This is a genomic window from Iodobacter violaceini, assembly GCF_011601265.1.
GTDB classification, from domain to species: Bacteria; Pseudomonadota; Gammaproteobacteria; order Burkholderiales; family Chitinibacteraceae; genus Iodobacter; species Iodobacter violaceini.
This window is the reverse complement of the sequence record NZ_JAAOLX010000001.1, coordinates 23239-48721: the sequence shown is the minus strand read 5'-3', so window position 1 is coordinate 48721 and position 25483 is coordinate 23239. Positions and strand designations below refer to the sequence as shown.

General features: G+C 48.7%; 20 protein-coding genes and 1 riboswitch. Of the genes, 11 read left to right on the top strand and 9 right to left on the bottom strand.

Annotation, left to right across the window (positions count from 1 at the left end; translation table 11 throughout):
- Positions 1-198: 198 nt before the first annotated feature.
- The 4 genes from HA050_RS00205 to gspG all read right to left on the bottom strand — a co-directional run bounded on the left by HA050_RS00205 (position 199) and on the right by gspG (position 4443).
- Positions 199-981: a hypothetical protein gene (locus HA050_RS00205; RefSeq protein ID WP_166820609.1), complete on the bottom strand. Its 783-nt coding sequence runs from the start codon at positions 979-981 to the stop codon at positions 199-201.
- A gap of 156 nt (positions 982-1137) precedes the next feature.
- Positions 1138-2838, bottom strand: coding sequence for a GspE/PulE family protein (locus HA050_RS00200; protein WP_166820607.1), 1701 nt, complete (start codon positions 2836-2838; stop codon positions 1138-1140).
- Entirely contained in the window at positions 2835-4007 is a 1173-nt protein-coding gene (locus HA050_RS00195; protein WP_166820605.1) for a type II secretion system F family protein, read from the bottom strand. The genes HA050_RS00200 and HA050_RS00195 overlap by 4 nt, the downstream gene beginning before the upstream one ends.
- Positions 4008-4026: 19 nt before the next feature.
- On the bottom strand, positions 4027-4443 hold the full coding sequence (gspG, locus tag HA050_RS00190; protein ID WP_099399166.1) for a type II secretion system major pseudopilin GspG: 417 nt from the start codon (positions 4441-4443) through the stop codon (positions 4027-4029).
- A 656-nt stretch (positions 4444-5099) separates the two neighbouring features.
- On the opposite strand from gspG, the gene HA050_RS00185 reads away from it, so the two are divergent.
- The 4 genes from HA050_RS00185 to HA050_RS00170 all read left to right on the top strand — a co-directional run bounded on the left by HA050_RS00185 (position 5100) and on the right by HA050_RS00170 (position 9974).
- Positions 5100-7088, top strand: coding sequence for a S41 family peptidase (locus HA050_RS00185; protein WP_166820603.1), 1989 nt, complete (start codon positions 5100-5102; stop codon positions 7086-7088).
- A 438-nt stretch (positions 7089-7526) separates the two neighbouring features.
- Complete coding sequence (locus tag HA050_RS00180; protein WP_166820601.1) at positions 7527-7964, top strand: nuclear transport factor 2 family protein; 438 nt, start codon at positions 7527-7529, stop codon at positions 7962-7964.
- 160 nt (positions 7965-8124) lie between these two features.
- Positions 8125-8214, top strand: a riboswitch (glycine riboswitch).
- Complete coding sequence (locus tag HA050_RS00175) at positions 8207-8593, top strand: hypothetical protein (RefSeq protein WP_166820600.1); 387 nt, start codon at positions 8207-8209, stop codon at positions 8591-8593. It overlaps the preceding riboswitch by 8 nt.
- Positions 8574-9974, top strand: coding sequence for an L-serine ammonia-lyase (locus HA050_RS00170; RefSeq protein WP_166820598.1), 1401 nt, complete (start codon positions 8574-8576; stop codon positions 9972-9974). The genes HA050_RS00175 and HA050_RS00170 overlap by 20 nt, the downstream gene beginning before the upstream one ends.
- 468 nt (positions 9975-10442) lie before the next feature.
- Here the strand turns inward: HA050_RS00170 and HA050_RS00165 are convergent, their stop codons facing one another.
- Complete coding sequence (locus tag HA050_RS00165; protein ID WP_166820596.1) at positions 10443-10979, bottom strand: DUF2087 domain-containing protein; 537 nt, start codon at positions 10977-10979, stop codon at positions 10443-10445.
- 467 nt (positions 10980-11446) lie between these two features.
- On the opposite strand from HA050_RS00165, the gene HA050_RS00160 reads away from it, so the two are divergent.
- The 5 genes from HA050_RS00160 to HA050_RS00140 all read left to right on the top strand — a co-directional run bounded on the left by HA050_RS00160 (position 11447) and on the right by HA050_RS00140 (position 16775).
- Complete coding sequence (locus HA050_RS00160) at positions 11447-13489, top strand: S46 family peptidase (RefSeq protein WP_166820594.1); 2043 nt, start codon at positions 11447-11449, stop codon at positions 13487-13489.
- Between the two features lie 226 nt (positions 13490-13715).
- Positions 13716-14507: a sugar phosphate isomerase/epimerase family protein gene (locus HA050_RS00155; RefSeq protein ID WP_166820592.1), complete on the top strand. Its 792-nt coding sequence runs from the start codon at positions 13716-13718 to the stop codon at positions 14505-14507.
- 272 nt (positions 14508-14779) lie between these two features.
- Positions 14780-15622, top strand: coding sequence for a bifunctional 5,10-methylenetetrahydrofolate dehydrogenase/5,10-methenyltetrahydrofolate cyclohydrolase (locus tag HA050_RS00150; protein ID WP_166820590.1), 843 nt, complete (start codon positions 14780-14782; stop codon positions 15620-15622).
- The gene (locus HA050_RS00145) at positions 15619-16215 is read left to right on the top strand and encodes a cyclodeaminase/cyclohydrolase family protein (RefSeq protein ID WP_166820588.1); all 597 of its coding nucleotides are present in this window, start codon (positions 15619-15621) and stop codon (positions 16213-16215) included. The genes HA050_RS00150 and HA050_RS00145 overlap by 4 nt, the downstream gene beginning before the upstream one ends.
- Positions 16216-16235: 20 nt before the next feature.
- The gene (locus tag HA050_RS00140) at positions 16236-16775 is read left to right on the top strand and encodes a P-loop NTPase family protein (protein WP_166820586.1); all 540 of its coding nucleotides are present in this window, start codon (positions 16236-16238) and stop codon (positions 16773-16775) included.
- Positions 16776-16882: 107 nt separating this feature from the next.
- Here HA050_RS00140 and aspA read toward each other — a convergent pair whose 3' ends face one another.
- Both aspA and HA050_RS00130 read right to left on the bottom strand, forming a co-directional pair.
- On the bottom strand, positions 16883-18298 hold the full coding sequence (gene aspA, locus HA050_RS00135) for an aspartate ammonia-lyase (RefSeq protein WP_166820584.1): 1416 nt from the start codon (positions 18296-18298) through the stop codon (positions 16883-16885).
- 119 nt (positions 18299-18417) lie between these two features.
- On the bottom strand, positions 18418-18762 hold the full coding sequence (locus HA050_RS00130; protein ID WP_166820582.1) for a YnfA family protein: 345 nt from the start codon (positions 18760-18762) through the stop codon (positions 18418-18420).
- 140 nt (positions 18763-18902) lie between these two features.
- Here HA050_RS00130 and HA050_RS00125 point away from each other — a divergent pair, with 140 nt between their 5' ends.
- Both HA050_RS00125 and HA050_RS00120 read left to right on the top strand, forming a co-directional pair.
- A complete protein-coding gene (locus HA050_RS00125) occupies positions 18903-19676 on the top strand; it encodes a hypothetical protein (protein WP_166820580.1) in 774 nt (257 codons plus the stop codon).
- A gap of 93 nt (positions 19677-19769) precedes the next feature.
- Complete coding sequence (locus HA050_RS00120; protein ID WP_166820578.1) at positions 19770-20360, top strand: hypothetical protein; 591 nt, start codon at positions 19770-19772, stop codon at positions 20358-20360.
- Between the two features lie 62 nt (positions 20361-20422).
- Here HA050_RS00120 and HA050_RS00115 read toward each other — a convergent pair whose 3' ends face one another.
- Both HA050_RS00115 and HA050_RS00110 read right to left on the bottom strand, forming a co-directional pair.
- Positions 20423-22396 (bottom strand): PhoX family protein, encoded by a 1974-nt coding sequence (locus tag HA050_RS00115; RefSeq protein WP_240928932.1) that lies wholly within the window; start codon positions 22394-22396, stop codon positions 20423-20425.
- Positions 22397-22875: 479 nt separating this feature from the next.
- The gene (locus HA050_RS00110; protein ID WP_240928931.1) at positions 22876-25467 is read right to left on the bottom strand and encodes an adenosylcobalamin-dependent ribonucleoside-diphosphate reductase; all 2592 of its coding nucleotides are present in this window, start codon (positions 25465-25467) and stop codon (positions 22876-22878) included.
- Between the last annotated feature and the right edge of the window lie 16 nt (positions 25468-25483).

Below are 25483 nucleotides of genomic sequence, written 5' to 3'. Positions count from 1 at the left end.
AGTTGAATCGACGCCATGCCGATTGTCCGCAGAGAGGGAACCCCGCGAAGCGGGGCGCAGACGCCGGGGTCGCCTTCTTTTGGTTCTTTTCTTGGCGAAGCAAGAAAAGAACGCCCCTGCGGGGGCTCCCGCACCTGAATACTGTGCCGAAGGCACTGAGCTTGGTTTTATTGCCGTGGTTTATGGATTCAACTAGTTTCATAAAGCCCAATCCCCGGCAAATAAAGGATGCACTGCGCCCAAATAGCTGACTTCGCATTCTGGCAGGCTGAGTTTGGCGAGCGGGTGGGTGCTGGAGCTGATATAGATTTGTGGTGGCAAAGACACCTGCGCCAGCATGGCGGCCTGGCGCAGCAGCGCGGCCATGCCGCCATTAAGCAGTGCTTCGCTGTCCTGATTCTGCGGCAGGCTGATTACGCCCTGCCATGCCCCATCGCGCCAGAACCCGCAGCAGAGCTGATCGGCCTCGCTGATGACCAGTGCAAATTCGGGGGCTTTGAGCTGTTTTCGGTACAGCTGATGCACAGCAGAAAAGAGCGGCTGCACCTTGCTTAAACGCAGCTTATTTGTACGGGTCAGCTCGATGATGACCTGGTAAACAGATTCATCCATAGCGGCCACCAAGCGCGGTTCGCCAAAGCCCGCCGGGTTGATGCACAGCCGCCAGCCTTCGGCAGAGCCAGCAAATTGCTGGGCTAAAATCAGCCGGGCATAAGCATTCCAGTCGTCTGGCTGATACAGGCCATCCTGCCAGGGCAGCACGGCGTAACGCACCCAGTCTCCACTCAGTAAAATATTCAGTGTGCTGATGCTGCTTTTTGGACGAGTTTCCAGCCGCTGCTGCAAAGCCAGCGCAGCAGATTGCGCATCGATTGTTGCCGATGTCCACTGCTTATCTGCTTTTTGTAAGCGCGGCTGGCTGGCTAAAATCAGCTTCTTACTCGCCAGCCAAACGCTATGCTCAATCCATAAAGGGGGCACGATTGCTTTCCATTAGTGGGTTGGGTTAGTGATGCTTTACCGCTTAACCCAACATGCGCTGGTGAAAGAAATTCTAATAATCAAGATGCTTCAGCTTGTTGCGGTGCATAACACCTGCGGCGTTTTGCACCCTATGAATCTACAAAGAGGCCCAATTTAATCCACAAAAGTCACACGATTGATTTCTTGTAAGGTCGTTTCTCCGCTGGCCACAACGCTGAGCGCTTGCTGGCGCATGGACAAAAATCCAAAGCGTGCGGCAAGTTGTTTCAGCTCTACAGCTGGCGCGCGGCTGGCGATGGCTTGCTTTAGCTCGTCGTTCAGCCGCAATACCTCGGCAATGGCCTTACGCCCCTGGTAGCCGGTATGACGGCAAGCCTTACATCCCACGCCTTTTTTAAAGCGCCAGCCTTTGACTATTTCACTGTTTAGCCCCGATGTGGCGAGCAGCTCTTCATCGGGCTCGTCGTCCACTACGCAATGCAGACACACTTTGCGAATCAGGCGCTGGGCCACCACGCCGATCAGCGCATCCACAAAGCTGTTCGGTTCTACGCCCATATGAATAAAGCGGTCGAGCACCGAGAACACATTGTTGGCGTGTACGGAAGTGAGCACCAGGTGGCCGGTCAGCGCGGCTTGCACCGCAATATTGGCCGTTTCACCATCACGAATTTCACCCACCAGAATCTTATCCGGATCATGGCGCAGCACCGAGCGCAGGCCGCGGGCAAAGCTCAGGCCTTTTTTATCGTTTACTGGGATTTGCAATACGCCGGGCAGCTGGTATTCCACCGGGTCTTCGATCGTGATGATTTTTTCTTCGCCAGTATTGATTTCAGAAAGCGTGGCGTAAAGCGTGGTCGATTTACCTGAGCCGGTAGGGCCTGTGACCAGTAGCAAGCCGTAAGGCTCGCGTGCAAGACTTCTGATCCGGCCCATTGTGCCGTCATCAAAGCCAAGAATATCTAAACGCAGCTGCTTAAAAGCGTCGCCGCCGTTTTGCTTATCTAATACCCGCAGCACGGCATCTTCGCCATAAATCGACGGCATGATGGAGACGCGAAAATCCACTTCGCGGCCATTAATTCGTGCTTTAAAACGCCCGTCTTGCGGTACGCGGCGCTCTGAAATATCTAAATCGGCCAGTACCTTAATCCTCGAAATCACCTGCTCGGCGGTCTCCAGGCCATTTGCGCCGCCGATATGCAGCAGCACGCCATCAATACGATATTTAATGGTTAATCCATTTGGCGTGCTTTCCATATGCACATCTGAAGCCTTGGCTTTCAGCGCGTCATACAGCGTGGAATTCACCAGTTTGACGACGGGCTTTTTATCTGCGGCCAGGGTGGCGAGTGAAATTTCGACGATACCGTCCTGATTCACCTCGCTTTGCTCGCCAACGCCGAGCTGATCCATCGCCCGGTGTGAGGTTTCAAACTGATCCAGGTAAGTACGCAGTGCCTGATGATGGGCAAAAGCCGTCTGATAGCTGACGCTTATGCGCTGGCGCAGCCAGTTACGCAGCGCGGCATCAAAAGGATCGGCCAGGACAATGCACAGCCCCTCCGGGCCTTCGAGCAGCAGACATTGCCTTGCTACGGCTTCGCCATAAGGCAGCAAATCGTAGCGCGGGCTGAATGTGCTGAGCTCTTCCTGGCTTAAAAACGGCAGGCCCAGAAAGCGGCTAAGCTGCCCGCCGTAATCGGCATCGCTCAGTTGCAATACTTGTTGCAAACGCGGCGCAAGCGGGGCCTGATCCTGGCGTAATGTTTGAATCAGCTCCAGGCTAAGCCTGGGTAAAGATGGTGTGATCGCTTCAGTCGCAGCGGGTTTATATGTGGCATCTGTCATTGCATATTCCCAGCCAGCTCAAAAATCGGCATATACAGCAAAAAAACAATTCCGCCGATCAATACACCAATAATCAACATTAAAATGGGCTCAAAAAGGCGGGTAAACATATCGATGGCGCGTTCCAGCTCTTCATCGCAAAACTGCGCCGAGCGCTCGCACATGGTGGCCAGCTCGCCGCTTTGTTCCCCAACACGCAGTAAGCGCTCTGATACGGGGGTGGTCAGCTGATAGCGGGGCAGTGCTTGCGAAAGGGACTGGCCCGATTTCACATCAACCAGGGCCTGCTGTAAGCCAAGCTGCATTTTCAGCGGCAACAATTGCGCGGCCAGCTCCATTGCATGCACGACCGAAATCCCGCCAGCCAGCAGCAGGCCCACGGTGCGGTAAAAACGGGTCAGCGAAAATAAACGCCGGTACTGCTCTAAACGTGGCAAGCGCCAGAAGGTCTCGCGCAAAGCATTTTTTGCTGCAGCGGTACGCAGCAAAAACACCGCCAACACCACGCTGAGCACCATGCCGCTAAACATCATTACGCCGTGCTTATGCACCAGATCGCCCCACCACAGCATCACTTGTGCGGCAAAAGGCAGGTTTTTCATGGATGCATAGATCTGGCTGAACTTTGGAATTACATAAAACAGCAAAAACAACATAATGCCGCCGCCAATACCAATGACCACCAGCGGGTAAATCACCGCCGAGATGACTTTCTTTTTGACCGCAGCCAGCCGGGATTCGTAATGGTGATAGCGGCCCAGCGCATCGGCAAGGTGGCCGGTCTTTTCGGCCGAGCTGACAGTCGCAATATATAAAGGCGGAAAGTGCTGGCTCATTTGTGCCAGTACTTTAGATAGTGGTAAGCCCTGGTACAGGCCTTCAATCATGCGGCTTAATACTTCGCCATTGGTATCTTGTGCGCTCTTTTCTTTAAGTGTTTCTACCGCTTCAACCAGCGTCAGCCCCGCTTGCAAAAGCGCGATCAGCTCTTGGGTAAAAAGCGAGAGGCCAAACTCTTTGGAAGAAAGCTTAAAGGCGCTGTGCGCTCTGGCAGATAAAAATTGCTGCCCCTGCGCTGTCAGCTTATCCCGTAGCTCGCTTTCATTAGCGGCGTCGATATCCAGCTGCAGCAGCTTACCTGCCTGCAAGGCTTTAACGGTGTAGCGCATGGGGAATGGGCTTTATAGATTAGTAGCTGACGTCGGTGTCTTCGCCCGTACCACCGGCTTTGCCATCTGCGCCTAAAGTAAGCAAATCGTAGTCGCGGCCGTTTTCACCCGGTTTGCTGTAAACGTAAGGCCTGTCCCATGGATCGGCCGGTACGTCTTTCATCAGATAAGGGCCTTGCCACTTTGGCTCGTCACTGGGCTTTTTGGTCAGCACATTGATGCCTTGTTCGGTACTTGGATAGTGGCCGGTATCAAGACGGTAATGATCCAGTGCATCCGCAATGGATTTCATCTGGCTTGCCGCAGTCTTGGTCTTAGCTTTGCCTACTTCACCAAATAGCTTAGGCCCAACGTAACCGGCCAGCAGGGCAATAATCAGCAAAACAACCAATAATTCCAGCAGGGTGAAACCTCTGGAGAGGCGGTGATTCTTCATATAATTAGTCTCTTCCCGTGAAGGCTGGCAGGAGCCGCCTTTCATCTTCTATCCCCGCATCGTAATACGACGCTTCTTGCGGGATCAAGCCTTTTTCTCAGCTTTTGCCTAGTTGGAAAAATACCATATCAATGTGTCTAAGGCGGGCGCCTTCGGATCTGCTTGAAAATGAATGATTTGGTCTGAGTTATGTGATGAATAAACAGGCTGTAAATCGTAATAAACAGCACCCTGCTGATATTTAATTATCAGCATTCAATCTTCATGATTCTGTACCTGACAGCAGCCAGGCTTACCACTATTTGTTGAAAACAAAGCGGTACTCTTATCTTTGAGTTGCTTACAAAATTTATGCTTTATCATTACCTGCTCATCATGGTTTTTTATCATAAAAACACCCATATTTTTGCGATTGTTGCTTTTTTATGGCTGTATTTATGATTTTTTTGAAATATGAAAAATGCATAATCTATTGTGGTATCAAGGCTTAAGCTGTTGAGTTCCTTTTTATATGCTTTTTATTTGTTTACTTATTATGTAATGATCGTTGACAGCCAGATGGCGGGTTGAAATACTTGATTGTCATTCTTTATTGGCACTGCCGGTAAAGTGACAAGCAGGTCAATTATTAGATACCCACTATTCCAAGGGAAGCCATGAAGCTGATTAAAATTGCAACGATTGCACTGGCCATGATGTCGGCTTTTGCGCAGGCTGAAATTAAAAACGATTACTTATCAAATGTCCGGCCGCAAATTACTTTTAATGAATTAAGCAGGGCCGATAAACAAACGCTTGCAGAGCAGGCGCAGTTGTTTTTACGTGATTTATATGTTAATCGTTATGCAAAAGATATTTATTATGGTAATAGCCCAGATTGGAATAAAGGCCACGTTAATCCGGCAGATGCAGTGCAAAAAGTCATTAACAATATTGATAAGCTGAGCACCGCCCAGCTGCATGCCCAGCTGAGCCAGATTTTTATTAATCAGCGTGATTTGCATCTTAATTATAATTTCCCGCTTCCCCATGCTGCATTTTTAAGTTTTCTGCCGATTAATTTTGCCCGTACTGCAGATGGTGCAGAATTAAATGAAGTGCGCATTGACCGGGTTTATGCCAATTATTTTGATGCGCTGCTGCCTTCTTTAAGAAAGCCGGAGGTGGGCGATCAGGTACTTGAATACGCAGGATTACCGGTTAAGCAGGCCGTGAATAATGTGCTGATTAATGGCGCGGGTGCAAATCTGTATGGCGGATTTTCGCGCGCTATTCAATATATGACGCTGGTGCCACAATCAGGGAAATTGCCTCCTGCAAATGACCGTGTGCTGATTAAATTGCGCTCTGCCAAAACGGGGGAAGTGTATTCAATTGATTTACCATGGCTGGTGCAATACGACGATGCCGCTTTAGAAAACAAAGCTGCCACAGCGTCTGCTAAGGCACTTACTGATAAGGCATTTGCTCAGAGTGTTGAGGGCTATCAGGAGCAGTACAATCAATTTGTGAGCCGCAATACGGCTGAATCAGATATTCAGGGCTTTAGTAAAAATCCTACGGCAGAGCCAACCATTAAATGGGCCATTGTGCCTAAGGGTGAAAAACGTTTGGGCTATATCAGCCTGAGCAGCTTTGTGCCTGCCAACCCTGATCAGGCCGTTAATATCATTTACAACCTGCTGCGCAATCAGCTGGCTAAAACCGATGCACTGATTATTGATGTCCGTAATAATGGTGGTGGCTATATCAGCTATGCAGATCAATTGCCGCAGCTGTTTAAACCGGGTAAGGCAAGTACCGGATCTGCGCGCTTATTGAATACTAAGCTGAATAATCAGTTTTTAAATCAGGATGATTTCAGACAATATTGGCCTGAATGGGTAAAGCTGATTAATGATGCAGCCAAAACTAAAAACACATATAGCAAAACAGGGGTATTTACTTCTGCTGAAGATGCAAATGCACTGGGGCAGGCCTATTACAAACCTGTAGGTGTTTTAGCAAATGCGCGCAGCTATTCGGCAACCGATTTATTTACTTGCCAGATGCAGGATAATGGCGTGGCAACCATATACGGTGAAGATCCTTCTACCGGGGCGGGTGGTGCAAATGTGCTGGAGCATGGCTTTTTTGCAGAATTAGGCCCGGATTGGTTTAAACCTTTACCAGATGGCGTTTCAATGCGCGTGTCATGGCGCCAGTCTGTGCGCGGTGGTTATAACCCAAATACCATTATTGAAGATTATGGTTGCCAGGCGGATGTGAATGTTCCGCGCGCATTAAGTGATCTGGTAAATGGTGATCAAACCCAGTTTGATAAAATTGCGGCCGATTTATTAGCCAAGCCTGTGACTAAATCGGGCTATCAGTTTACTGGCCCGGTGGGGAATATCATAGAGCAAAAAGAGGGCAATAATACGCTGGATATTCAGGTGGCTGAAACTGAGCTTATTAAAGTGTATATAGATAATCAGCTTTTTGAAACACAAGCGGTTTATGCCTATGGCACACCTAAAACAGTGCGTATTTCCTTACCTAAAAAGGCACCGGGGCATATTTATCAAATTGGCATTGTGGGGGCTGATGCAGGCCAGGTTGCTTTATGGAATACCAAACGTCTGGTTCAGGTGAAAGCACAATAAGCTGATTTGAATGCCTGTTTGTGGGCCTGTCTCAGTATATTAATACATTGAAACAGGCCCGTTTTTATTGCTTTTTTTTTGTTAAATTCTGATGGTGAAGCAAGGTATTTAAAATGCGAAGTATATTGTGGCGCAAGGCGGTGGCAGAAGGTATGTAAGTAAGGGCGTGAGCTAAATAATGTCATGGTGTTTAATGCCTTTGGTATTTAATGTGCTGATGGTGGCTGTGTTTAAAAATACGCTGTGCTGAGAGGAATGGCTGAGGGCAGACTTATTTTCCAGCCCGTAAGGTGAAATGAGTACTGGCTGTTGATGGCTGATTTTTGCTACTGTAGTTGGGAAACAGGACGCAATGTTTTTAAAAAATCGCTATAGTTTGCAGAGCGTGCGCTCTTCATTTTTTGCTTTTATTAAATAAGCAGCCAAAGGATATTTAAAATGAAAAAATTACTCATTACTATGATTTTAGGTTTGCTGGCCACTACGGCAATGGCCGGGCCTAAGGAAGAAAAAAACAAGGCGCTGGTGCTTAAATTTTACGATACTGCATTCAATAAGTTAGATGCTGAAGGGGTTTTACCCTTTATTGCTAAAGATTATATTCAGCATAATCCTGAGGTAGCGAATGGCGTGCAGCCTTTGCAGGATTTTATTCGTTATCTTAAAACAAATGCTCCGAATTCGCGTGCCACAATTAAGCGTGTGATTGCTGAAGGTGATTTGGTGATGTTGCATGTGCATTCACAAGATAAAGCAGGTGAGCGTGGTGTGGCGGTGGTGGATATTTTTCGCGTGAAAAAGGGCAAGATCACCGAGCATTGGGATGTGATTCAGGCTGTGCCAGAGAAAGATGCTAATGGCAATGGCATGTTTTAAATAGTTTGAGCCGCTGAATTTATTATTCCCCCCATACTTGGGCATAAGTATGGGGTTTTTTATTGGCCCCAGGGCTAATCATGAATTGACATCCCTTGCAAGCTTCAATAGATTGGCCGCTGCTACGCGGCCATGCCCGGTTTGATCTTCAGGGCTTGCCGCAGCCATTGCAGGAGAGACTGCTTCCAGCGAGCAGCGCCGAAGGGGAATCGCCCCGGAAACTCTCAGGCAAAAGAACTGTGATGGCGTTGGCAATCTGGAGAGAAGGCAGGTTAGCCTGCCTCGCCGAAGGAAGCATGGCCGGTGCGCTGCATCTGCCGCAATCTCTCAGGCAAAAGGACAGAGGGGCATCGTTCGGCTCACTGCTGAGCGGGCACTGTCATCTTTGTCTGCTCTGTTTACGCGTGCCGCTTTGCCTCTTAACCTTTGTAAGCTGCGCGCTTTCAATCAGCTGTCTGAAGAAAATACAGGCAACGGGCACCTTATTTGGTGCTGGTGCTGAACGATATTCTGTAAAAACAATCTGTCTGACTATACATATCAACAATAGCCGCGCTGCAAATGGGCAAATGCTCAGTGCAGCAGCAGGCAATATCCGGGATACACAAAATGGCAATCAGCGTTTTTGATTTATTTAAGATCGGCCTTGGCCCATCTAGCTCGCACACCGTTGGCCCGATGCGGGCCGCGCGCACTTTTGCCCGTCGTTTAGAAAAAGACGGCATTCTTGATAAAGTCGCAAAAGTAAAAAGCGAATTATTTGGCTCCTTAGGGGCAACCGGTAAGGGGCACGGCTCGGATATCGCTGTGTTGCTGGGCTTGCAGGGCGAATCGCCCCGCCTTGTGGATACCGATAAGGTGGATGAAATGGTGGCCGCCATTCGCGAAAATCGCAGGCTACGCCTTTTAGGCACGCACGAAATTGCATTTATCGAGGCCGAACACCTGATTTTGCATAAGCGTAAAACCCTGCCTTATCACCCGAATGGCATGATTTTTGAAGCCTTTGATGCGGCAGGCGAAAGCATCTCTAAGCGTGCTTATTATTCTGTGGGCGGTGGTTTTGTGGTGGATGAGGCTGCGGTAGATGCGGGCTTTAACCCGCCCGGCGTGACCGAACTGAAGCATCCGTTTAAAAGCGGGGCCGAGCTGTTGGCGCTGTGCGAGCGCCACGGTAAAACCATCAGCCAGATCATGCTGGAAAACGAGCTGGCCTGGCGCACCGAAGATGAAATCCGTGCAGGCTTGCTGGAAATCTGGGCTGTGATGCAAGCCTGTGTAAAACGTGGCTGCGAGCGGGAAGGCACTTTACCTGGTGGCTTAAAAGTAAAACGCCGTGCAGCCGATATGTATCAAAAGCTGCTGGCCTCCCCGGAGGCCGCGCTGCGTGATCCGCTTACGGTGCTCGATTGGGTGAATTTGTACGCGCTGGCGGTAAATGAAGAAAACGCCGGCGGTGGCCGGGTGGTGACTGCGCCTACCAATGGCGCAGCAGGCATTATCCCCGCCGTGATGCACTATTACGCCCGATTTACACCTAATCCAACTGACGACGGTATTGTGCGTTTCTTTTTGACTGCTGGCGCGATCGGTATCTTATTTAAGCTGAATGCTTCTATTTCTGGTGCGGAAGTGGGTTGTCAGGGCGAAGTGGGCTCTGCTTGCTCGATGGCTGCAGGTGCGCTGGCTGAAGTCTTGGGCGGCACGCCCGAGCAGGTCGAAAACGCAGCAGAAATTGGCATGGAGCATAATCTGGGCCTGACTTGCGATCCGGTAGGGGGCCTCGTGCAAGTGCCCTGTATTGAGCGCAATGCCATGGCATCAATCAAAGCCATCAACGCAGCCCGCATGGCGCTGCGCGGCGATGGCCAGCACTTTGTATCGCTTGATCGCGTGATCAAAACCATGCGCGACACCGGCCGGGATATGAACACCAAATACAAAGAAACCGCCCGCGGCGGCCTGGCCATTAATGTGATTGAAGTGCCGGTAAATATTGTGGAGTGCTGATTCTATTGAGCTTGAGCAAAAAAACGGCGGGGAAACCTGCCGTTTTTTTGTGGGTGTGATCAGCTTCTGGTTTGGGTTGCAGGTATTCGCTTTGGGCAGCTGGCCAATGGTTCTAATTATGATAAAAACGTTGTTCAGGTCCGGCGGGGAAATGAAATTCACTACAAAATACTTCAGCAATTTGCCATGAGACTTTGGCAGGCTCTGTGTGGAAATAAGGTGAAAGCTGGGGCGTCTACTGTAATTATGAATTGACGTCCCTTCAGGGCTTATTGCTGAAAGTGCAGGATTCTTTGCCGCAATATGGCAGATCTGGCGGGGGATTAGCTTGTTGCCAGACCTGCAGCAATTTAAGGTACGAATTAAAACTTTGTTTGCAAGCAAATCGTTGATCTATTTGCACCGGCGCCAGAGGAGCACAACGGTTTAATCATTGTGCTCCTTGCAAATCGGCTATTGTGCGTAGTTTTAATCGCCAGCAGCTGCCTTACGCCGCTCTATCTCTGCCATAAATTCCAGCAATTCTTGCGGAATATCCTGCTCCAGCCTTTGGTAAACGCGGCAATCCGGGGTGCGGGTGATCAGTTTGTAATTCACCAGCTCACGGCGCAGCAGTACGTGATCGCCGATGGCTTCTGCGCTTTTAATCCATTCATTCGCGGCTTTTTCGCTCATTTGCTGGTTGGCGGGAATGCTGGCCCAGATTGGCCAGATGCAGGGCAGCTGCTCAGAAAACTTCGTTGGCCAGCGGATTAAACGGCCCTGTTCATTAAAATGCCGCAGCAGACGTTTGGTCAGAATAGAAAAGGTGTTACTTGCAGCAGGGGCTGGTGTTTCTGCGGCAGCGCGTAAGTGCTGGAAATTACTAAAACCAGCAGCGCGTGCCAGCATATTGAGAATTTGCAAGTGGCCAGGTGCGGCAGGCTCAAGCGCCCATTGCTGTTTAAGCGAGCGGGCAAGGGCGGAAATATCAGAGGTATAAAAAGGATAGGTAGTGCGCGACATGGTCGAATCTCCTGTCGTGCCTGAGTCTGAAAAGACTGCCGCTGGTCGCCGTTACGGCCTGGCACTAGGGTTCGGGCCAAGCTTTGATGCAAAGATTTAATTCGCCAAAGCAGGTTTAGCGTGGTTCATATGAACCGGCGACGCCTGGGTGAGCTGCAGACCCGTTGCAGATCATATACCAGAGTTGGGTTTTAATTCAAGTTGCAGTAAGTATTAAATGTTTTTTCATGATATTTGCTTGCTCGTGTCTCTTTGTGTCTTTAGACTGATTAAGGTTTGTGTAAGTAGATTGTGAGTAAATTTCCCCGCAGTACCCACTCATCCTCTTCCCTGTGTTTTGAATGGGGAAGCCACATTTGGGCTGATGTCTGATGGATACACGCTGGAATGATGCAGCTTGGGTTAAAGGCAGTGAATCAAAACTAAATAGCAGGCTCTGAATACGGAGCCATTAAAGGGGGTACCAGATGAAGCAGCGCTACGCCTGTTTAAGCAGCCTGATGGTTTTGGCCATGTCGGCCTTTGCCGATGAAGGAATGTGGACTTTTGATAATCCGCCAAGCGCCTTGGTGCAACAGCGCTATGGCAGCAGTTTAAGCCCCGCCTTACTTGAGCATTTACAGCAGTCTGCCGTGAATTTTGGCGCGTCTGCTTCTTTTGTTTCCAAAGACGGGCTGATGCTGACCAATCATCATGTGGCGATGAATTGCATTGATAAGCTCTCTACCACCGAGCGCGATCTGCAAAAAAATGGCTATGTGGCAAAAAAATCCAGCGATGAATTAAAGTGCCCGGGCGGGATGGCGCGGGTGCTGATTTCCAGTGATGACGTCAGCGAGGCGGTAAGCCGTGCTGTGGCTGCGGGCAAGGATGATGTAGAACGCACGGCGCTGCGTAAGGCAGTAATTGGGGATTTAGAGAGCAAATGTAAGCAATCCACCGCTTTACAATGCGAAGTGGTTTCGCTTTATCAGGGCTCGCTCTATCACCTGTATCGCTTTAAAGAATGGAATGATGTGCGGCTGGCTTTTGCACCAGAATATCAGGCCGCATTTTTTGGCGGAGATGCAGATAATTTTGTTTACCCCCGCTTTGCCCTCGATTTTGCGCTGTTTCGGGTGTATGAAAACGACAAACCGCTGAACCCAAAGCACTATTTAAAAATGGCCGATAAGCCGGTGGGCGAAGGCGATGCCGTGTTTGTCGTTGGCCATCCGGGCAATACCGATCGATTGCAAACGCTGGCGCAACTTAAAGCGCTGCGTGATATCAATATGCCGATTCAGCTGGCCAGTGCAAAAATGCAGCAACAACTGCTGCATGCGTTTTCTAAACGCTCGCCCGAAGCGGCAAGGCAGGCACTCGATGTGTTATTTGGCACAGAAAACTGGCAAAAAGCTTTATTGGGTGAGTATGCCGCTTTGAAAAGCCCGCAGTTGATGGCGCGTAAAGAAGCCGATGAGGCAATCTTTCGCAAGGCTTATCAAGAAAAAGGGTTAACGGGCGATCCATGGGCTGAGATTGATGCAGCAACGGCAAAAGGCGTTGCAAAAGCCAGGGAGTTTTGGGCGGTGGGCTATGGCCAATACACCCTGTTTGATAAGGCAGGCAAATTAGTCGAGCTTGCCTTTGAGCGGCAATTGCCCGATTCCGTACGTCTGAGTGCCTACCGTGATGCGCGAATTACCGCGGTGGAGCGACAGCTACGTGCAGATGTGCCCGTTTACAAAGAGTTGGAAACAATCCGCCTTGCCGCAGGGATTAATGAAGCGCTCGATTTATTGGGAGAAAATCACCCCTTTATTCAAGCCACGCTGGGCGAAAAATCGCCGATTGTTTGGGCAGAGGCGGTTGTTAAGAAAAGCCGCATCAATGAGGTAAAAGAGCGGGTGCGCTTATTAGAAGGCGGCGTAAAAGCGATCGAAGCCTCGGAAGATCCGCTGATCAAAATCGCGCTCGCGGTCTACCCGCTGCGCCGGGAGCTGCTTAAATTTAAAGAAGAGCAGGTAGAAACGCCGATTAAACAAGCGGCAGAAAAGCTGGGGCAGGCCCGCTTTGCGCTTTACGGTAAGACATTACCGCCGGACGCCACAGGCACATTAAGGCTGTCTTACGGTAAAGCTGCGGCTTACACCTCTAATGGTATCGCCACACCATGGAAAACCACGATTGGCGGGCTGCTTGCCCGTGCCGATGGCTTTGCAAGTAAGGCCCCTTTTGATCTGGCCGGAACCATTGCCCAAAAACGCAGCCAGCTTGATCCGCGTGTCCCGCTTAATTTTGCCAGCACTGCCGATATCATCGGCGGCAACTCCGGGTCTCCCGTGGTTAACAGCAGGGGCGAATGGGTAGGGCTGATTTTTGATGGTAATTTAGAAAGCCTGGGTGGCCGCTTTGTCTACACCGATGAAACCGCCAGAGCCCTGTCGGTTGATGCGCAGGCCATTTTATATGCCCTGGACAAGGTCTACGCAGCGCCGCATCTGGCTAAGGAGTTGCGGGTGAATTAACTGCGAAGTGAGCAGGGTCTGCCCAAAGCGCAGCGCAGTACGCCTACCGCCAGGCCAAACTCATCGCCTGGCTAACACTTCTTATCCGAATTGCCATTGGGCGTAATGCGTCTGGAAAAAGCACCCGGATGTATTACGCCCTGCGAAATACTGCAATTTATGCTTGGAAATATCTGAAAAAGTACCTGTTTTATCCAGCCTTAAGGGTCTTACTTAGGAAAGGTTTATGGAAGGTAAAAAGATCGGGGTTCAGCTTTACACTTTACGAGCCGAAATGAAAAAAAACCTTCAGAAAACACTGGAGAAGGTGGCAGATATTGGATTTAAAGAAGTCGAATTTGCAGGTTATTTTGAAAATAAACCCCGTGATATTCGCTATCTTTTAGATGATTCAGGTTTAAGTGCTCCTGCGGCGCATATCGCTTACCAGGATTTAGGCCCGTCACTTTCTGAAGCCATTGAGAATGCGCAGCTGCTTGGCCATCAATATCTGGTAAATCCTTGGATCGATGCTGCTATTCGTGAACAGCCTGATGGGTGGAGGCGTATTGCTGAGGTCTTTAATCGGGCGGGGGAGCAGTGCAAGCGGGCAGGAATTCAGTTTTGCTACCACAACCATCATTTTGAATTTGTGCCGTTAAATGGCGAGCTGCCTTATGATGTTTTGTTACAGGAGTGTGATGCAGATTTAGTAAAGATGGAGCTGGACCTGTGCTGGATTACCCTTGCCGGAAAGGACCCCGAAGATTATTTTCAGCGCTATCCAGGTCGTTTTCCCTTAGTGCACCTGAAACAGTTAAAAAATTTACCAACGCAAGATTTTAGAGTAGCTCTGCCTTTTGATCAGGCGTTCCCTGAGATAACCGAAGTAGGGCCGGGGGTGATTGATTGGGAAAAGCAATTGTTCATGCCACATTGCGCAGGAATACAGCATTATTTCGTTGAGCACGATGTAGCAAAGTCTCCGTTTGACAGCATTCAACAAAGCTTTGATTATTTAAAAGAATTAAATTTTTAATAATATGTTTTATTACTCCGCAGCAAAGAGAGTAGGGCGTACCTAAAGTGAAGTGCAGTGCGCTAATCTCCAAACCCAGCCGAAACGCCTCTTCTGCAATTTCTAATCCACATTACTAAGCGGTGCATGTGTTTTGAAACGGCTTGAAAAATGCCAGACTTATACACCCTGTGGATTCTGTGAAGTTCTAATTTTTTATATGCAAAATAGATTGATTAAAAATAATCAATCATCATTTTTTGCTATCATGCTCATTTTTTTGAGGCTGAATCATGATTATTGATTGTCTTGCTCTCGCAAAAGAACTGAATGCTTTCAATGTTCGGGCTGTTAAAGAATTAAAACAGCGCGGTATTGCGCCTAAACTCTGCGAAATTTTGGCTACATCTGATGCGGGTGTTTTATCTTATGCAGAGACTAAAAAAAGGCAAGCTGCAGAGCTGGGGGTTTTATATGAATCATTTATCTTTGATTATGATGCAAGTCTTGATACGGTGCTGGAAAAAATACGGCAATTAAATCAGGATAAAAGTGCGCATGGTATTGTGATTGGCTTGCCTGTTTTTGCCCATCTTGATTCTGATATATTGCTAAATGAAATTGCCCAATATAAAGATATTGATGGTCTGGGCTCTAAAAATACCAGCGCTCTGTTTACTAATCAGGAGCAAAGTGCTATTGCTCCGGCTACACCCGCTGCAGCTTTGTATATTCTTGAATCGCTGAGTGCGGTCTCAGGCAAAAAAGTATGTATTTTAGGCCGGGGCAGGACAGTAGGCAGGCCATTACTTGAAATGCTGATTAATCGCAATGCTACGGTGACGGTCTGCCATTCAAAAACAGCGGTGATTGATATTGAAATGGCGATTGCACAAAGTGATATTGTAATGACGGCGATTGGCATTGCCGGTACCGTAAAAAGTGAGTGGTTTAAAGCAGGGCAAATTGTGATTGATTGTGGTATTTCATTTATCAATGGCAAAACTTCGGGCGATGTAAACAGTGCCGAATTATCTGATCTGGGCGCATTTGTTACACCTGTGCCTAAAGGCGCAGGTGCGGTGACTAATGCCATGATATTTGCAAATTTAATAAAGGCGGTTGATCTGCAATGAGCGCATATATATTACCCGATTCATTAGCTGATTTATTTGAAACAGCGGCTTCAACAGATGCTGTGCCAGGTGGCGGATGCGTGGCATGCGTATCTGCCCACATGGGAATTGCCTTATTATTAAAGGCGATTCGGATTACATTAAAATCCAAACCAGAATTAGCCGTATTACAAGAGGCAGAAAGGCGTTTATTGGGCTATGCCGCGCAGTGCATGGATTGTGCGCAGCAAGATGCAGAGGCTTTTTTTCAATTTCTTGCCGCGTATAAGTTGCCTGTATCGACCGTGGCAGAGCAAACTTTACGCTTAAAAAGTATTGAACAAGCCGCGGTATCGGCCACCCAATTGGGGATTACAATTGCGGCCATGGGAAATAATGTTTTGCAGCTTTGTTGTGAGATTAAACCGGATATCAAATTATCTATCGTGGCCGATATTGTTGCCGGTGCTTATTTGGTGTCTGCCATGGTTGCAGTTGCAATAGAAAACGCCAATGCTAATTTATCTGATATTCAAGCCATATATCCGGACTTAAAGGCTTCAGTTTTAAAAGCACAGATGCAAAATCAGGCCTTGCTGGCCGCTTTGGTTTGATTTAATAAAGGCAATGCGCTGTGAATTTTTATTCTAAAATATTGATTATTGGCACCAGCGGCTCAGGCAAAAGCACGCTGGCCAGGCATTTAGCAAAGCGTTTGCAGCTGGCTGATATTGAATTAGATGCTTTATATTGGCAGGCGAATTGGACTCCAGCGGGGGCGTCACTCTTCAGGGCCAGGGTGGAACATGCCATTAACAGCCATTCTGCCTGGGTAATGAATGGCAATTATCTGGAGATTAAGGATTTAAGCTGGGGCAATGCCCAGCAATTGATCTGGCTGGATTATTCATTAGCAACAGTTATGTGGAGGGTGATTAAACGTTCATTGTTGCGGGTGATTAAAAAAGAAAAATTATGGGCGGGCAATACCGAAACGTTAAAGAATAATTTTTTCAGCAAAGACTCTATTATTTTATGGGCATGGCAAACTTATGCCTTAAGAAAAAAACAATATTCGGAAATGATTGCAGACCCATCTTATCGCCATTTGCAGGTGCTGCGGTTTAAATCGCCAGCAGCGCTTGAGTCTTATCTTGATGGTTTAAAACTCTGATTGGTGTTTTTAAACATTGCGGGGCTTATGCTCCTGCTTAAACCCCCCAGCTCTGATTAACAGGACTGGGGGTTTTAAGCAGGATTTTGTATTAATGCCTGAAAGGGTTAATAACGCTTGCCTAAATACTGCGGATTAAGCAGATTTTCATTTGAGAAAATATCATTTAATTGCGCCTGGCTGAGCAGCTTTTTCTCTAAGCACACTTCCATCACGGTTTGCCCGGTTTGCGCGCAAATCTTGCCAATTTCATCGCATTTAGCATGGCCTAACACCGGGTCCAGATAGGTGACAATGGCGATGCTGTTGAGCACATTGCGGCGGCAGGTTTCTGCATTGGCGCTAATGCCATCAATGCATTTCTCTTTTAGCCCCTGCATGGCGTTTTGCAGTAAATGGATGGATTCAAATAAGGATGATGCAATGACCGGCTCCATTACATTGAGCTGCAATTGTCCTGCTTCTGCTGCCATGGTAATGGTTAAATCATTGCCGATTACTTTAAAGCAAACCTGATTCACTACCTCTGGTATCACCGGGTTTACTTTGGCAGGCATAATGCTGGAGCCTGCTTGTAATTCTGGCAGATTAATTTCTTTTAAGCCTGCACGAGGGCCGGATGATAAGAGGCGCAAATCATTGCATATCATCGATAATTTGGTGGCGGTGCGTTTTAATGCGCTTGAAACCATCACATATGCACCGCAATCTGAAGTCGCTTCAATTAAATCTTCAGAAGAAGTAAAAGCGTGGCCGGTGATTTCGCAGAGTTTTTTTACGGCAATTTCGCGGTATTCTGCAGGGGCGTTAATCCCTGTGCCAATGGCGGTAGCGCCCAGGTTAATTTCGAGCAACAGGTTTTTTATTTGCCCGATTAAGCGGATATCTTCTTTAATTAATGTGGCAAAGGCATGAAATTCCTGCCCTAAAGACATCGGTACCGCATCCTGCAGCTGGGTGCGGCCCATTTTAAGTACGTCTTTAAATTCAATTGATTTGGCAATAAAGCTTTGTTGCAGCGTTTCCATATGCCGCATTAAAATCAGCAAATGATCAAACAGCGCTACTCTGAATGCGGTTGGGTAGGCGTCATTGGTGGACTGGCATTTGTTGACGTGATCATTAGGGTGAATAAATTGATATTCGCCTTTGCCGTGCCCTTGTAATTCTAAGGCTAAATTGGCAATCACTTCATTGGCATTCATATTTACCGAAGTGCCTGCGCCACCCTGAAATACATCGCTGGGGAATTGGTCCAGGCAGCGGTTATTGTTGATGATTTCATCGCAGGCTTTAGCAATAGCTTCAGATATTTTCTTTTCTATGGTGCCAATTTCACCATTGGCTAAAGCGCAGGCTTTTTTTGTTTTGGCCAATGCTTTTACCATAATGGGGTTATCGCTGATTCTGGCTTGCGATATCTTGAAGTTTTCTATGGCTCGCTGGGTGTGGATGCCATAGTAAGCATCAAAAGGAACTTCTTTTTCGCCTAATAAATCGTGCTCGATTCTAACGTTTTTCATCAGATAAAACCTCCACAAAGAACGATATTAGCAGTGAGTGCTTTTAGTTTGATGATGTTAAGCAATATATTGCGCGTTAGGCTGTAGGTAAAATCACGTACCTGGCGGTGCCTGGCTCGCTAGCTGGCTCTGGGGGCCAGTAAAATCACCGCCATGCCGGTTAAGCTGATCAGGCTGCCAATCATATCCCAGCGATCGGGCGTAATGCCGTCTACCTGCCACAGCCAGAGCACCGCCACACTGACATAAACACCGCCATACGCCGCATACACCCTGCCACTTGCTGCAGGGTGTAGTGTCAGCAACCATACAAACATCATCAGGCTAAGAGCCGCAGGCAGTAATAAAAATACTGAGCCGCCTTTGCGCAGCCAAAGATAAGGCAGGTAGCAGCCGGCTATTTCTGCAATGGCTGTAAGGGTAAACAGGCTGAGGGTTTTTAGGAAAAAAACAGATTGATTCATGGCAGATAAGTAAAGGGCGGTAATTCACAAAGTATACTGAAGCGTTTGTACCGCTGTATTGAAAAAAGCATCGTAAAAAACAGCATGGCGGGTAAAAAGATTTTATTGCTTATTTATGTTTTTATTTAAACAGGTTAGTTATGTGGAAAAAAATTAGAGTCGTGATTTTATTGCTGATTCTGGCCAAGGTTGCACAGTGGATGTGGCTGGATAAAGGCGCGCTGGAGTGGAAAAAGAATTTATATGTGGCGGTATATCCGGTGAATGTCAGCGGCAGTGCCAGGGTGAGTGCCTATTTGCAAACCTTAAGTAAGGATGATTTTGAGCCGCTGAGCCAGTATTTTGCGGCTGAGGCTAAGCAATATCAGCTGGCTGTGCACCGGCCATTTGAGTTTCAGCTGGGGGCTGAAGTCAAAGCGGTTCCGCCTGCACCGCCCTCTGATGGCAGTGTATTAAGCACGGTGCTGTGGAGTCTGAAATTCAGATACTTTGCTTGGGCCAACAGCCCTAAAGTGAGCGTGCCACCGGATATCCGCCTGTATTTACTCTATTACGATCCGGCTACTCACCCTCAGCTTAGTCATTCCACTGCGCTGAATAAGGGGCGGATAGGGCGGATTAATCTTTTTGGTGATCGCTCCTATGCCAGGCAAAACCTGGTGATTACAGGCCACGAGCTGCTGCATACCTTGAATGCCACAGATAAATATGATTTGAGCACCAATATGCCCGTTTATCCGGATGGCTTTGCCGAGCCGGATCTGCTGCCGCGTTACCCCCAGGGTTTTGCCGAACTGATGGGCGGGCGTGTGCCGGTGAGTGAAGTGCTGGCAGTGATTCCTGATCATTTGGGCCGGACGCTGATCGGTGAGAAAACAGCGAGGGAGATTGGGTGGGTAAAGAGCGCTCCCTGATGGTTAAATTTTTATTTGGGCCGGGGATGTATCTGGCCCGTGTATGAAGCTTTCTGATAGCAATCTTTACTGGTTTATTAATACGGATTAGTCATGTTAACTGAGCACAATGCCTTGCATTCTTTACGCCCATTTTGGGCTTCTTATCAAAGCATGCTGAAAGGGATGCAAGCAGGCGGGCGTTTTTCTGCCAGCCCGCAAGAAAGCTATGCAGCGAAGCAATTTGAAAAGCTGTATGAGCTGGAGCACGATCTGAGCAATCTGAAGCGGGCAACAGGTTTTATTCGCGATTTAGCGCCTGATTCCGCAGAGGGGTACGACATTTATCGCTATCACGATGAGCATTTTTCTATGCGTTTTGCAGGCATCGTGGATAAGGCGCACCGGCTGGCTGGCGCTTCTTTATTATTAAAGGCTGATAAGTGTGAGGGCAGTGGCGGAAATGCTTTTGTGATCAGGGCGGCCAAAGATCACTACCCCGAGGTAGCCGCTCATCTTGAGCGCTTAACTGCACTTGAGGGCAATCATAAAAAACTGCGAAAGGCTGCTGTCGCCCCGGAGGCAAGCATGCAGGTGGCAGATATTGCCCTTGAAGCCGCGTATCTGGATGAGCTGAATAGCAAAATAGCCGCAGCACTTGCTGCTTTGCTGCTTACATTAAAGCCTGTTTATGAATTAATTTAACAAAAAAAACAGCAAGCAGCGGGGGGCCGCCACTTGCTGTTTTTTAATTTAAAGCTGAATGTTTAAACTTTAGACAGCTTCATGCTGGATGCTTCTGCAGTCAGATAACCCACAGCACAACCAAATTTGTTTTTATAGTTGCTGTTAACAATTGGGTTAACCAGTGCTTTGGCTGCGGCATCCATTGTGCTGATCCAGTCACCAGCATGTTGGAAATTGCTCATGATATAGGTCCAGCCATTTACATCATCGGCAACCACCAGCCCCGTGGCTTCTGCACCAGCCGGCATGGAAATCAGACGTGAAAGCACTTTAGTGTCGATATTGTAAGCCCACACAAAGTTATTTACGTGCTGGCTGCTGTCTTCACCAATAAACAGGGTACGCAGTTTTTCTGAGAATTTCAGATTATCCGGGTTGGCAATCTTGTCTACATTTGCTGTATTGCCTAAAGCATCTTTGGCGATATCTTCACCAACGATCAGGGCTTTGGTTTTTACCGGTACCCATTCGCTGTTAATGGCTGCGCCGCCTAAGTCTTTTTGGCCGCCTGCTAAGGTGTGCGCCATGACGCCACCCGCTTTTAATGCTTTTTCCAGTGCAACGCTGTCATTTGGGTTATTGGCTTTATCGCCTTTCACCATTGAGGCCACGATGTTTTGCAGTGCAGAGTAAGCGATCTTGTCTTTTGCGTTAACAGTGGTGCCTTCCATCTTGGTGAATACCATGCTGGCACCCACAAAGCTGGCGTAACGGTGGGTTTCAAGGAAGGCCGCTGCTTTTTCCATGCCTGGCTTGATCTTAATCCACTCAACTTTACCGCCGTTGTAGATTTTGGTGAAGCTTGCGTCAGCAGGGTCTTTGCTTACAACTGTCATGATATCGTTTGGCTTGAGGGTGTCAGCCAGTTTTTCGATTTCTGCGCTGGTGGCGGAGCCAAGCTTAATCCATGTCAGTGCGGCACCGGCTGCTGCCGGGTCGATAGAGAAACCTGTACCGACTTTAGCCACGTACAAGGAGCCAGAAGACAGGTCTTTTTCTTTATCAGCAACGAAAACAAATAAGCCGCTGTTGGTTGCATCGTCACCCATTAAAGCGGTGCGGTTATCCGGCATAACCTGAATCAGCTCGTGCGAGATACGGCCCAGGCAGTAATGCTTTTTGATCGAGCCAGTACCATCCGGATTAACTGTTACTTCAGGCAGGTGGCCATAGTGGTAAGGATTTGCTTTGGTTTCATCGCCGAATACATTTTTGCTGAAGCCTTTAAACTGCGAATCTGTTGCGGCAGTAAAAGCATCCGGCTCATATTCTTCGCTGGAAAGGTGGGTATTCCAAGGTGACATGCTGGCACCACAGGTAATCCACAGCATATGCGCTGGCGAAGTATCCACATTGTGGTATTTAACCAGTGTCAGCTTACCTGTGGCCTGATCCTGATCCAGCGTCAGTACGGCGATAGGGGAAGGCAGCTGGCCATACATGCTTTGCCCGGCCTGGTTGTTGGTGGTGTATTCAAATTGAACAACCGCAAACACCGCTTTGCCCTTGATACCGGCAACAGTTGCTTTATCCAGATTAATCAGGGATGTGCCGTCAGCACAATCAGAGAAGAATTGTCTTTCCAGGCCTGGTACGGATGTGTCCAGAATCGGCTTGTTGTTGATATCAACATAGCCGCCAGACAGGTTGTAACCGCCTTTACCATCAGGAACATAATCACCTGTGATAAAGAAAGGCTTGTAAGCCAGTTTAAAGCTTTGGGTGGTGCCATCGCTCAGTTTTACATTCAGCGCGGAGCCAACGCTGGTGGTGCCCATTGCGTAAGGGTCTGCAATGCCAGGGGCTGCCATGCCGCTAAAGCTGGCTGATTCAAAGCTGACTGTGGCCGGTGGAGTGACAGTCGTTGTATCGCTGTCTCCGCCACAGGCGGTCATCAGCACGGATGCGGCTGAAGCACCACCCAGTGGTAAAAGTGGAATGCTGGAGAATAATTTTAAGGCTTGGCGGCGGGAAGCTTGCATTTCATCTAACAATTTATAACTCCTCAGAAATTCCGGTCACAAAATCGTGCTTGTTAAATGCCTGATTAAGTACTAGCGGCATTAATTCTGCGTAAGTTAACGTGTTTACATGACAAGCTCATGACATATTGCGCCAGGCTTTCACGATCTGCTCCGGGGTGTTAGGTAAAAATATTGTAGATTTTTGTAAGCTACATTAAGCCCTGCGTAACCATCTGGCCTAAAAGGGTGGCTTCCTTAATAGAGAAGGCGAATGGCGGCAAACCAGATTTTTTTGTTGATAACGCTTAAAGCCCGTTTGAACCAGAGCATATGCATATTGTTTATTTTGTTAATAAAAAACTGCATTTTGGGCTGCAGAAGTGTTTCAAGAGCAGCGTTTTGTATGATGAATATGCATGTTTGAAATTTAAAATCCAGGACGAAAAAAAGCCCGCTATTTACGCCTTTACGGGCAAATAGCGGGCTTTTTATTGCTTACAAAAACTAAATCAACCACACGCTCCAACAAAGCCGCAGGATACGCAGCGGCTGCAGCCGTCTACTTTTTGTAAGGCATAGGCACCGCATTCGGGGCATTTTTTGCCGGTGGCGATCGGGCTGACCGGTGCCAGAGGCGCTTCATAATGGCTTTCATCAATCATATAAGTCATATGCTTGTTTTTGAATCGCTCGGCCAGCAGTTTGGTTGGAACCTGATTGCCGGATGCATCCAGAAAGCCCCGTTTGGTCAGAATTTGCTGCAGGGCATAGCCAATCGCAGCCACTTCAGATTCGTGGAATAAAGGCGCTTGCGTGCCGTCTTCCTTATTAATCATGCCACAACGGACAGTGCCCTTGCCCCAAATAACTTCGCGCATATCGGCCAGCGATTTAGCAATCGAGCCACCCGAGCGGGCCGCCATGGATAACAGCCGCATGCTGGCGGTGATCCACTGCTGATCTTCGCTTTTTTGGCTGGCTGGCATAAAGAATTCAAACGGGCGCTCAATCGTCACCAGCTCGCCGCCCACCATGCCGGTGATATGGATAAAGCTGACGGTGAGGTAAACCACTTTTTTGCCTTCGTACGTCATATACACGATCTTGGAAGTTACTGATTCCAGATCGCCATTCGGGCGGCGGTCAAACTGCTTGCGCAGTAAATCATCATCCGGCACCACCTCGGCTTCTGCCGCTGCAGGCGCTTCGCTGGCAACCGACAATACGCTGCCCAAAATGCTGTTCGGACGATAAGTTGCAAGGCCCTTCAGGCCCGCACGCCATGCATCCATATACAGATTCTGGAAATCTGCGTAAGGATATTCAGCAGGCACATTCACCGTTTTAGAAATCGCTGAATCAATAAAGGGCTGCACCACTTCCAGCATCTTCATATGATCGCTGGCCGACATATTCAGCGCAGTCACAAAGGGCGCAGGCAGTTTGCTGGCATCCGATACATCGTTGCCCATATGGCGGTACAGGCGCCATGCGTGATCAGCCACTTCATAAGTTTGCGTGGTGCCATCGCTCATGCGTTTTTTGCGGTTATACACCCATGAGAAGGCTGGCTCGATACCATTAGAGGCGTTGTCTGCAAAGGCCAGCGTAATGGTGCCGGTGGGCGCAATCGACAAGAGATGCGAGTTGCGCAGGCCATGCTTGGCAATCGCCGCACGAATCGCCTTAGGCAGGCGTTTAGCAAAGTTACCTGCAAGGTATTTATTGCTGTCAAACAGGGTGAATGCGCCTTTTTCTTTGGCTAAATCCACCGATGCCAGATAAGCCGCATCGCGCATCACCTCAGATATTTTTTGTGCCAGTGCACGGCCTGCATCAGAATCGTAGCGCAGGCCCATCATCACCAGCGTGCTGCCCAGGCCTAAATAGCCCAAGCCAATACGGCGTTTGGACATGGCTTCGGCTTTTTGCTGTGGCAGCGGCCATGCGGTGGCTTCCAGCACATTATCCAGCATGCGGATACCAATGCTGACGACCTCCTGAAAGCCTTCAAAATCAAAGCTCACATCGCTGGAAAAAGGCGATTTTACAAAGCGGGTGAGGTTAACCGAGCCCAGGCAGCAGCAGCCGTAATCCGGCAAAGGCTGCTCGGCACAGGGGTTGGTGGCTTCGATGGTTTCGCAGTAATACAGATTGTTATCTGCATTCATGCGGGATAAAAACAAGATGCCCGGCTCTGCGTGATCGTAGGTGGATTTCATCACCTCATCCCAAAGCGTACGTGCGCGGATGGTTTGGTGTACCCAAAGGCCATCTTCACGCAGATAAGCACCCGCCGCGATTTTTTCCGGGCCAGGCTCGGCTTTGTGCACGAGGCAGAAGTCTTTGTCCTGGTTTACGGCTTCCATAAACTCGTCGGTGACCCCGATCGAGATATTAAAATTAGTCAGCCCGCCCTGATCTTTAGAGCGGATAAATTCCAGGATATCCGGGTGATCGCCACGCAAAACACCCATCTGCGCGCCGCGCCGCGCACCAGCAGATTCAACTGTTGAGCACGATGCATTAAACACCTGCATAAAGGAAACCGGGCCGGAAGCGCGGGAGCGTGTGCCGCGCACCAGCGAATCTTTAGGGCGAATCGTCGAGAAATCGTAGCCCACACCACCACCACGGCGCATGGTTTCTGCCGCATCAGAAAGCGCGGTATAGATGCTTGGCTTGCCATCGGTGCTGCCAGAAACCGAATCGCCCACGGGCTGCACAAAGCAGTTGATCAGCGTGGCGTGTAAATCCATACCCGCGGCAGAGTTAATCCGGCCAGCCGGTACAAAACCATTTTGCTGCGCCCATAAAAACTTCTCTTCAAAGTAAGCTTTAAAATCAGGCTGCTCTACGCTGGCCAAAGCGCTGGCAACGCGCGTCTGCACGTCGCTAATCGAGGCTTCTTCGCCCTTGGCGTACTTTTCCAGTAATACATCCAGAGAAATTTCTTGCGGGGCCATATTGGTGTTTCCTAAATAATTAATCGTGTTCGGTGTCTGGCGGGCTGCGGGTTGATCGCTAAGAAGTGCGGGGCGCAGCTCTGTGCAGAGATCCTGCGCGGCCTGCTTAATAACAATATCTGATCTGGCGGCCAATGGCGGCGGCTCTTTG

What these genes read in the sequence shown, in the direction of transcription:
- HA050_RS00200 (WP_166820607.1), bottom strand. Translation starts at nt 2,838, where the DNA reads ATGACAGATGCCACATATAAACCCGCTGCGACTGAAGCGATCACACCA.
- HA050_RS00195 (WP_166820605.1), bottom strand. Translation starts at nt 4,007, where the DNA reads ATGCGCTACACCGTTAAAGCCTTGCAGGCAGGTAAGCTGCTGCAGCTG.
- gspG (WP_099399166.1), bottom strand. Translation starts at nt 4,443, where the DNA reads ATGAAGAATCACCGCCTCTCCAGAGGTTTCACCCTGCTGGAATTATTG.
- HA050_RS00185 (WP_166820603.1), top strand. Translation starts at nt 5,100, where the DNA reads ATGAAGCTGATTAAAATTGCAACGATTGCACTGGCCATGATGTCGGCT.
- HA050_RS00180 (WP_166820601.1), top strand. Translation starts at nt 7,527, where the DNA reads ATGAAAAAATTACTCATTACTATGATTTTAGGTTTGCTGGCCACTACG.
- HA050_RS00175 (WP_166820600.1), top strand. Translation starts at nt 8,207, where the DNA reads ATGGCGTTGGCAATCTGGAGAGAAGGCAGGTTAGCCTGCCTCGCCGAA.
- HA050_RS00170 (WP_166820598.1), top strand. Translation starts at nt 8,574, where the DNA reads ATGGCAATCAGCGTTTTTGATTTATTTAAGATCGGCCTTGGCCCATCT.
- HA050_RS00165 (WP_166820596.1), bottom strand. Translation starts at nt 10,979, where the DNA reads ATGTCGCGCACTACCTATCCTTTTTATACCTCTGATATTTCCGCCCTT.
- HA050_RS00160 (WP_166820594.1), top strand. Translation starts at nt 11,447, where the DNA reads ATGAAGCAGCGCTACGCCTGTTTAAGCAGCCTGATGGTTTTGGCCATG.
- HA050_RS00155 (WP_166820592.1), top strand. Translation starts at nt 13,716, where the DNA reads ATGGAAGGTAAAAAGATCGGGGTTCAGCTTTACACTTTACGAGCCGAA.
- HA050_RS00150 (WP_166820590.1), top strand. Translation starts at nt 14,780, where the DNA reads ATGATTATTGATTGTCTTGCTCTCGCAAAAGAACTGAATGCTTTCAAT.
- HA050_RS00145 (WP_166820588.1), top strand. Translation starts at nt 15,619, where the DNA reads ATGAGCGCATATATATTACCCGATTCATTAGCTGATTTATTTGAAACA.
- aspA (WP_166820584.1), bottom strand. Translation starts at nt 18,298, where the DNA reads ATGAAAAACGTTAGAATCGAGCACGATTTATTAGGCGAAAAAGAAGTT.
- HA050_RS00130 (WP_166820582.1), bottom strand. Translation starts at nt 18,762, where the DNA reads ATGAATCAATCTGTTTTTTTCCTAAAAACCCTCAGCCTGTTTACCCTT.
- HA050_RS00125 (WP_166820580.1), top strand. Translation starts at nt 18,903, where the DNA reads ATGTGGAAAAAAATTAGAGTCGTGATTTTATTGCTGATTCTGGCCAAG.
- HA050_RS00120 (WP_166820578.1), top strand. Translation starts at nt 19,770, where the DNA reads ATGTTAACTGAGCACAATGCCTTGCATTCTTTACGCCCATTTTGGGCT.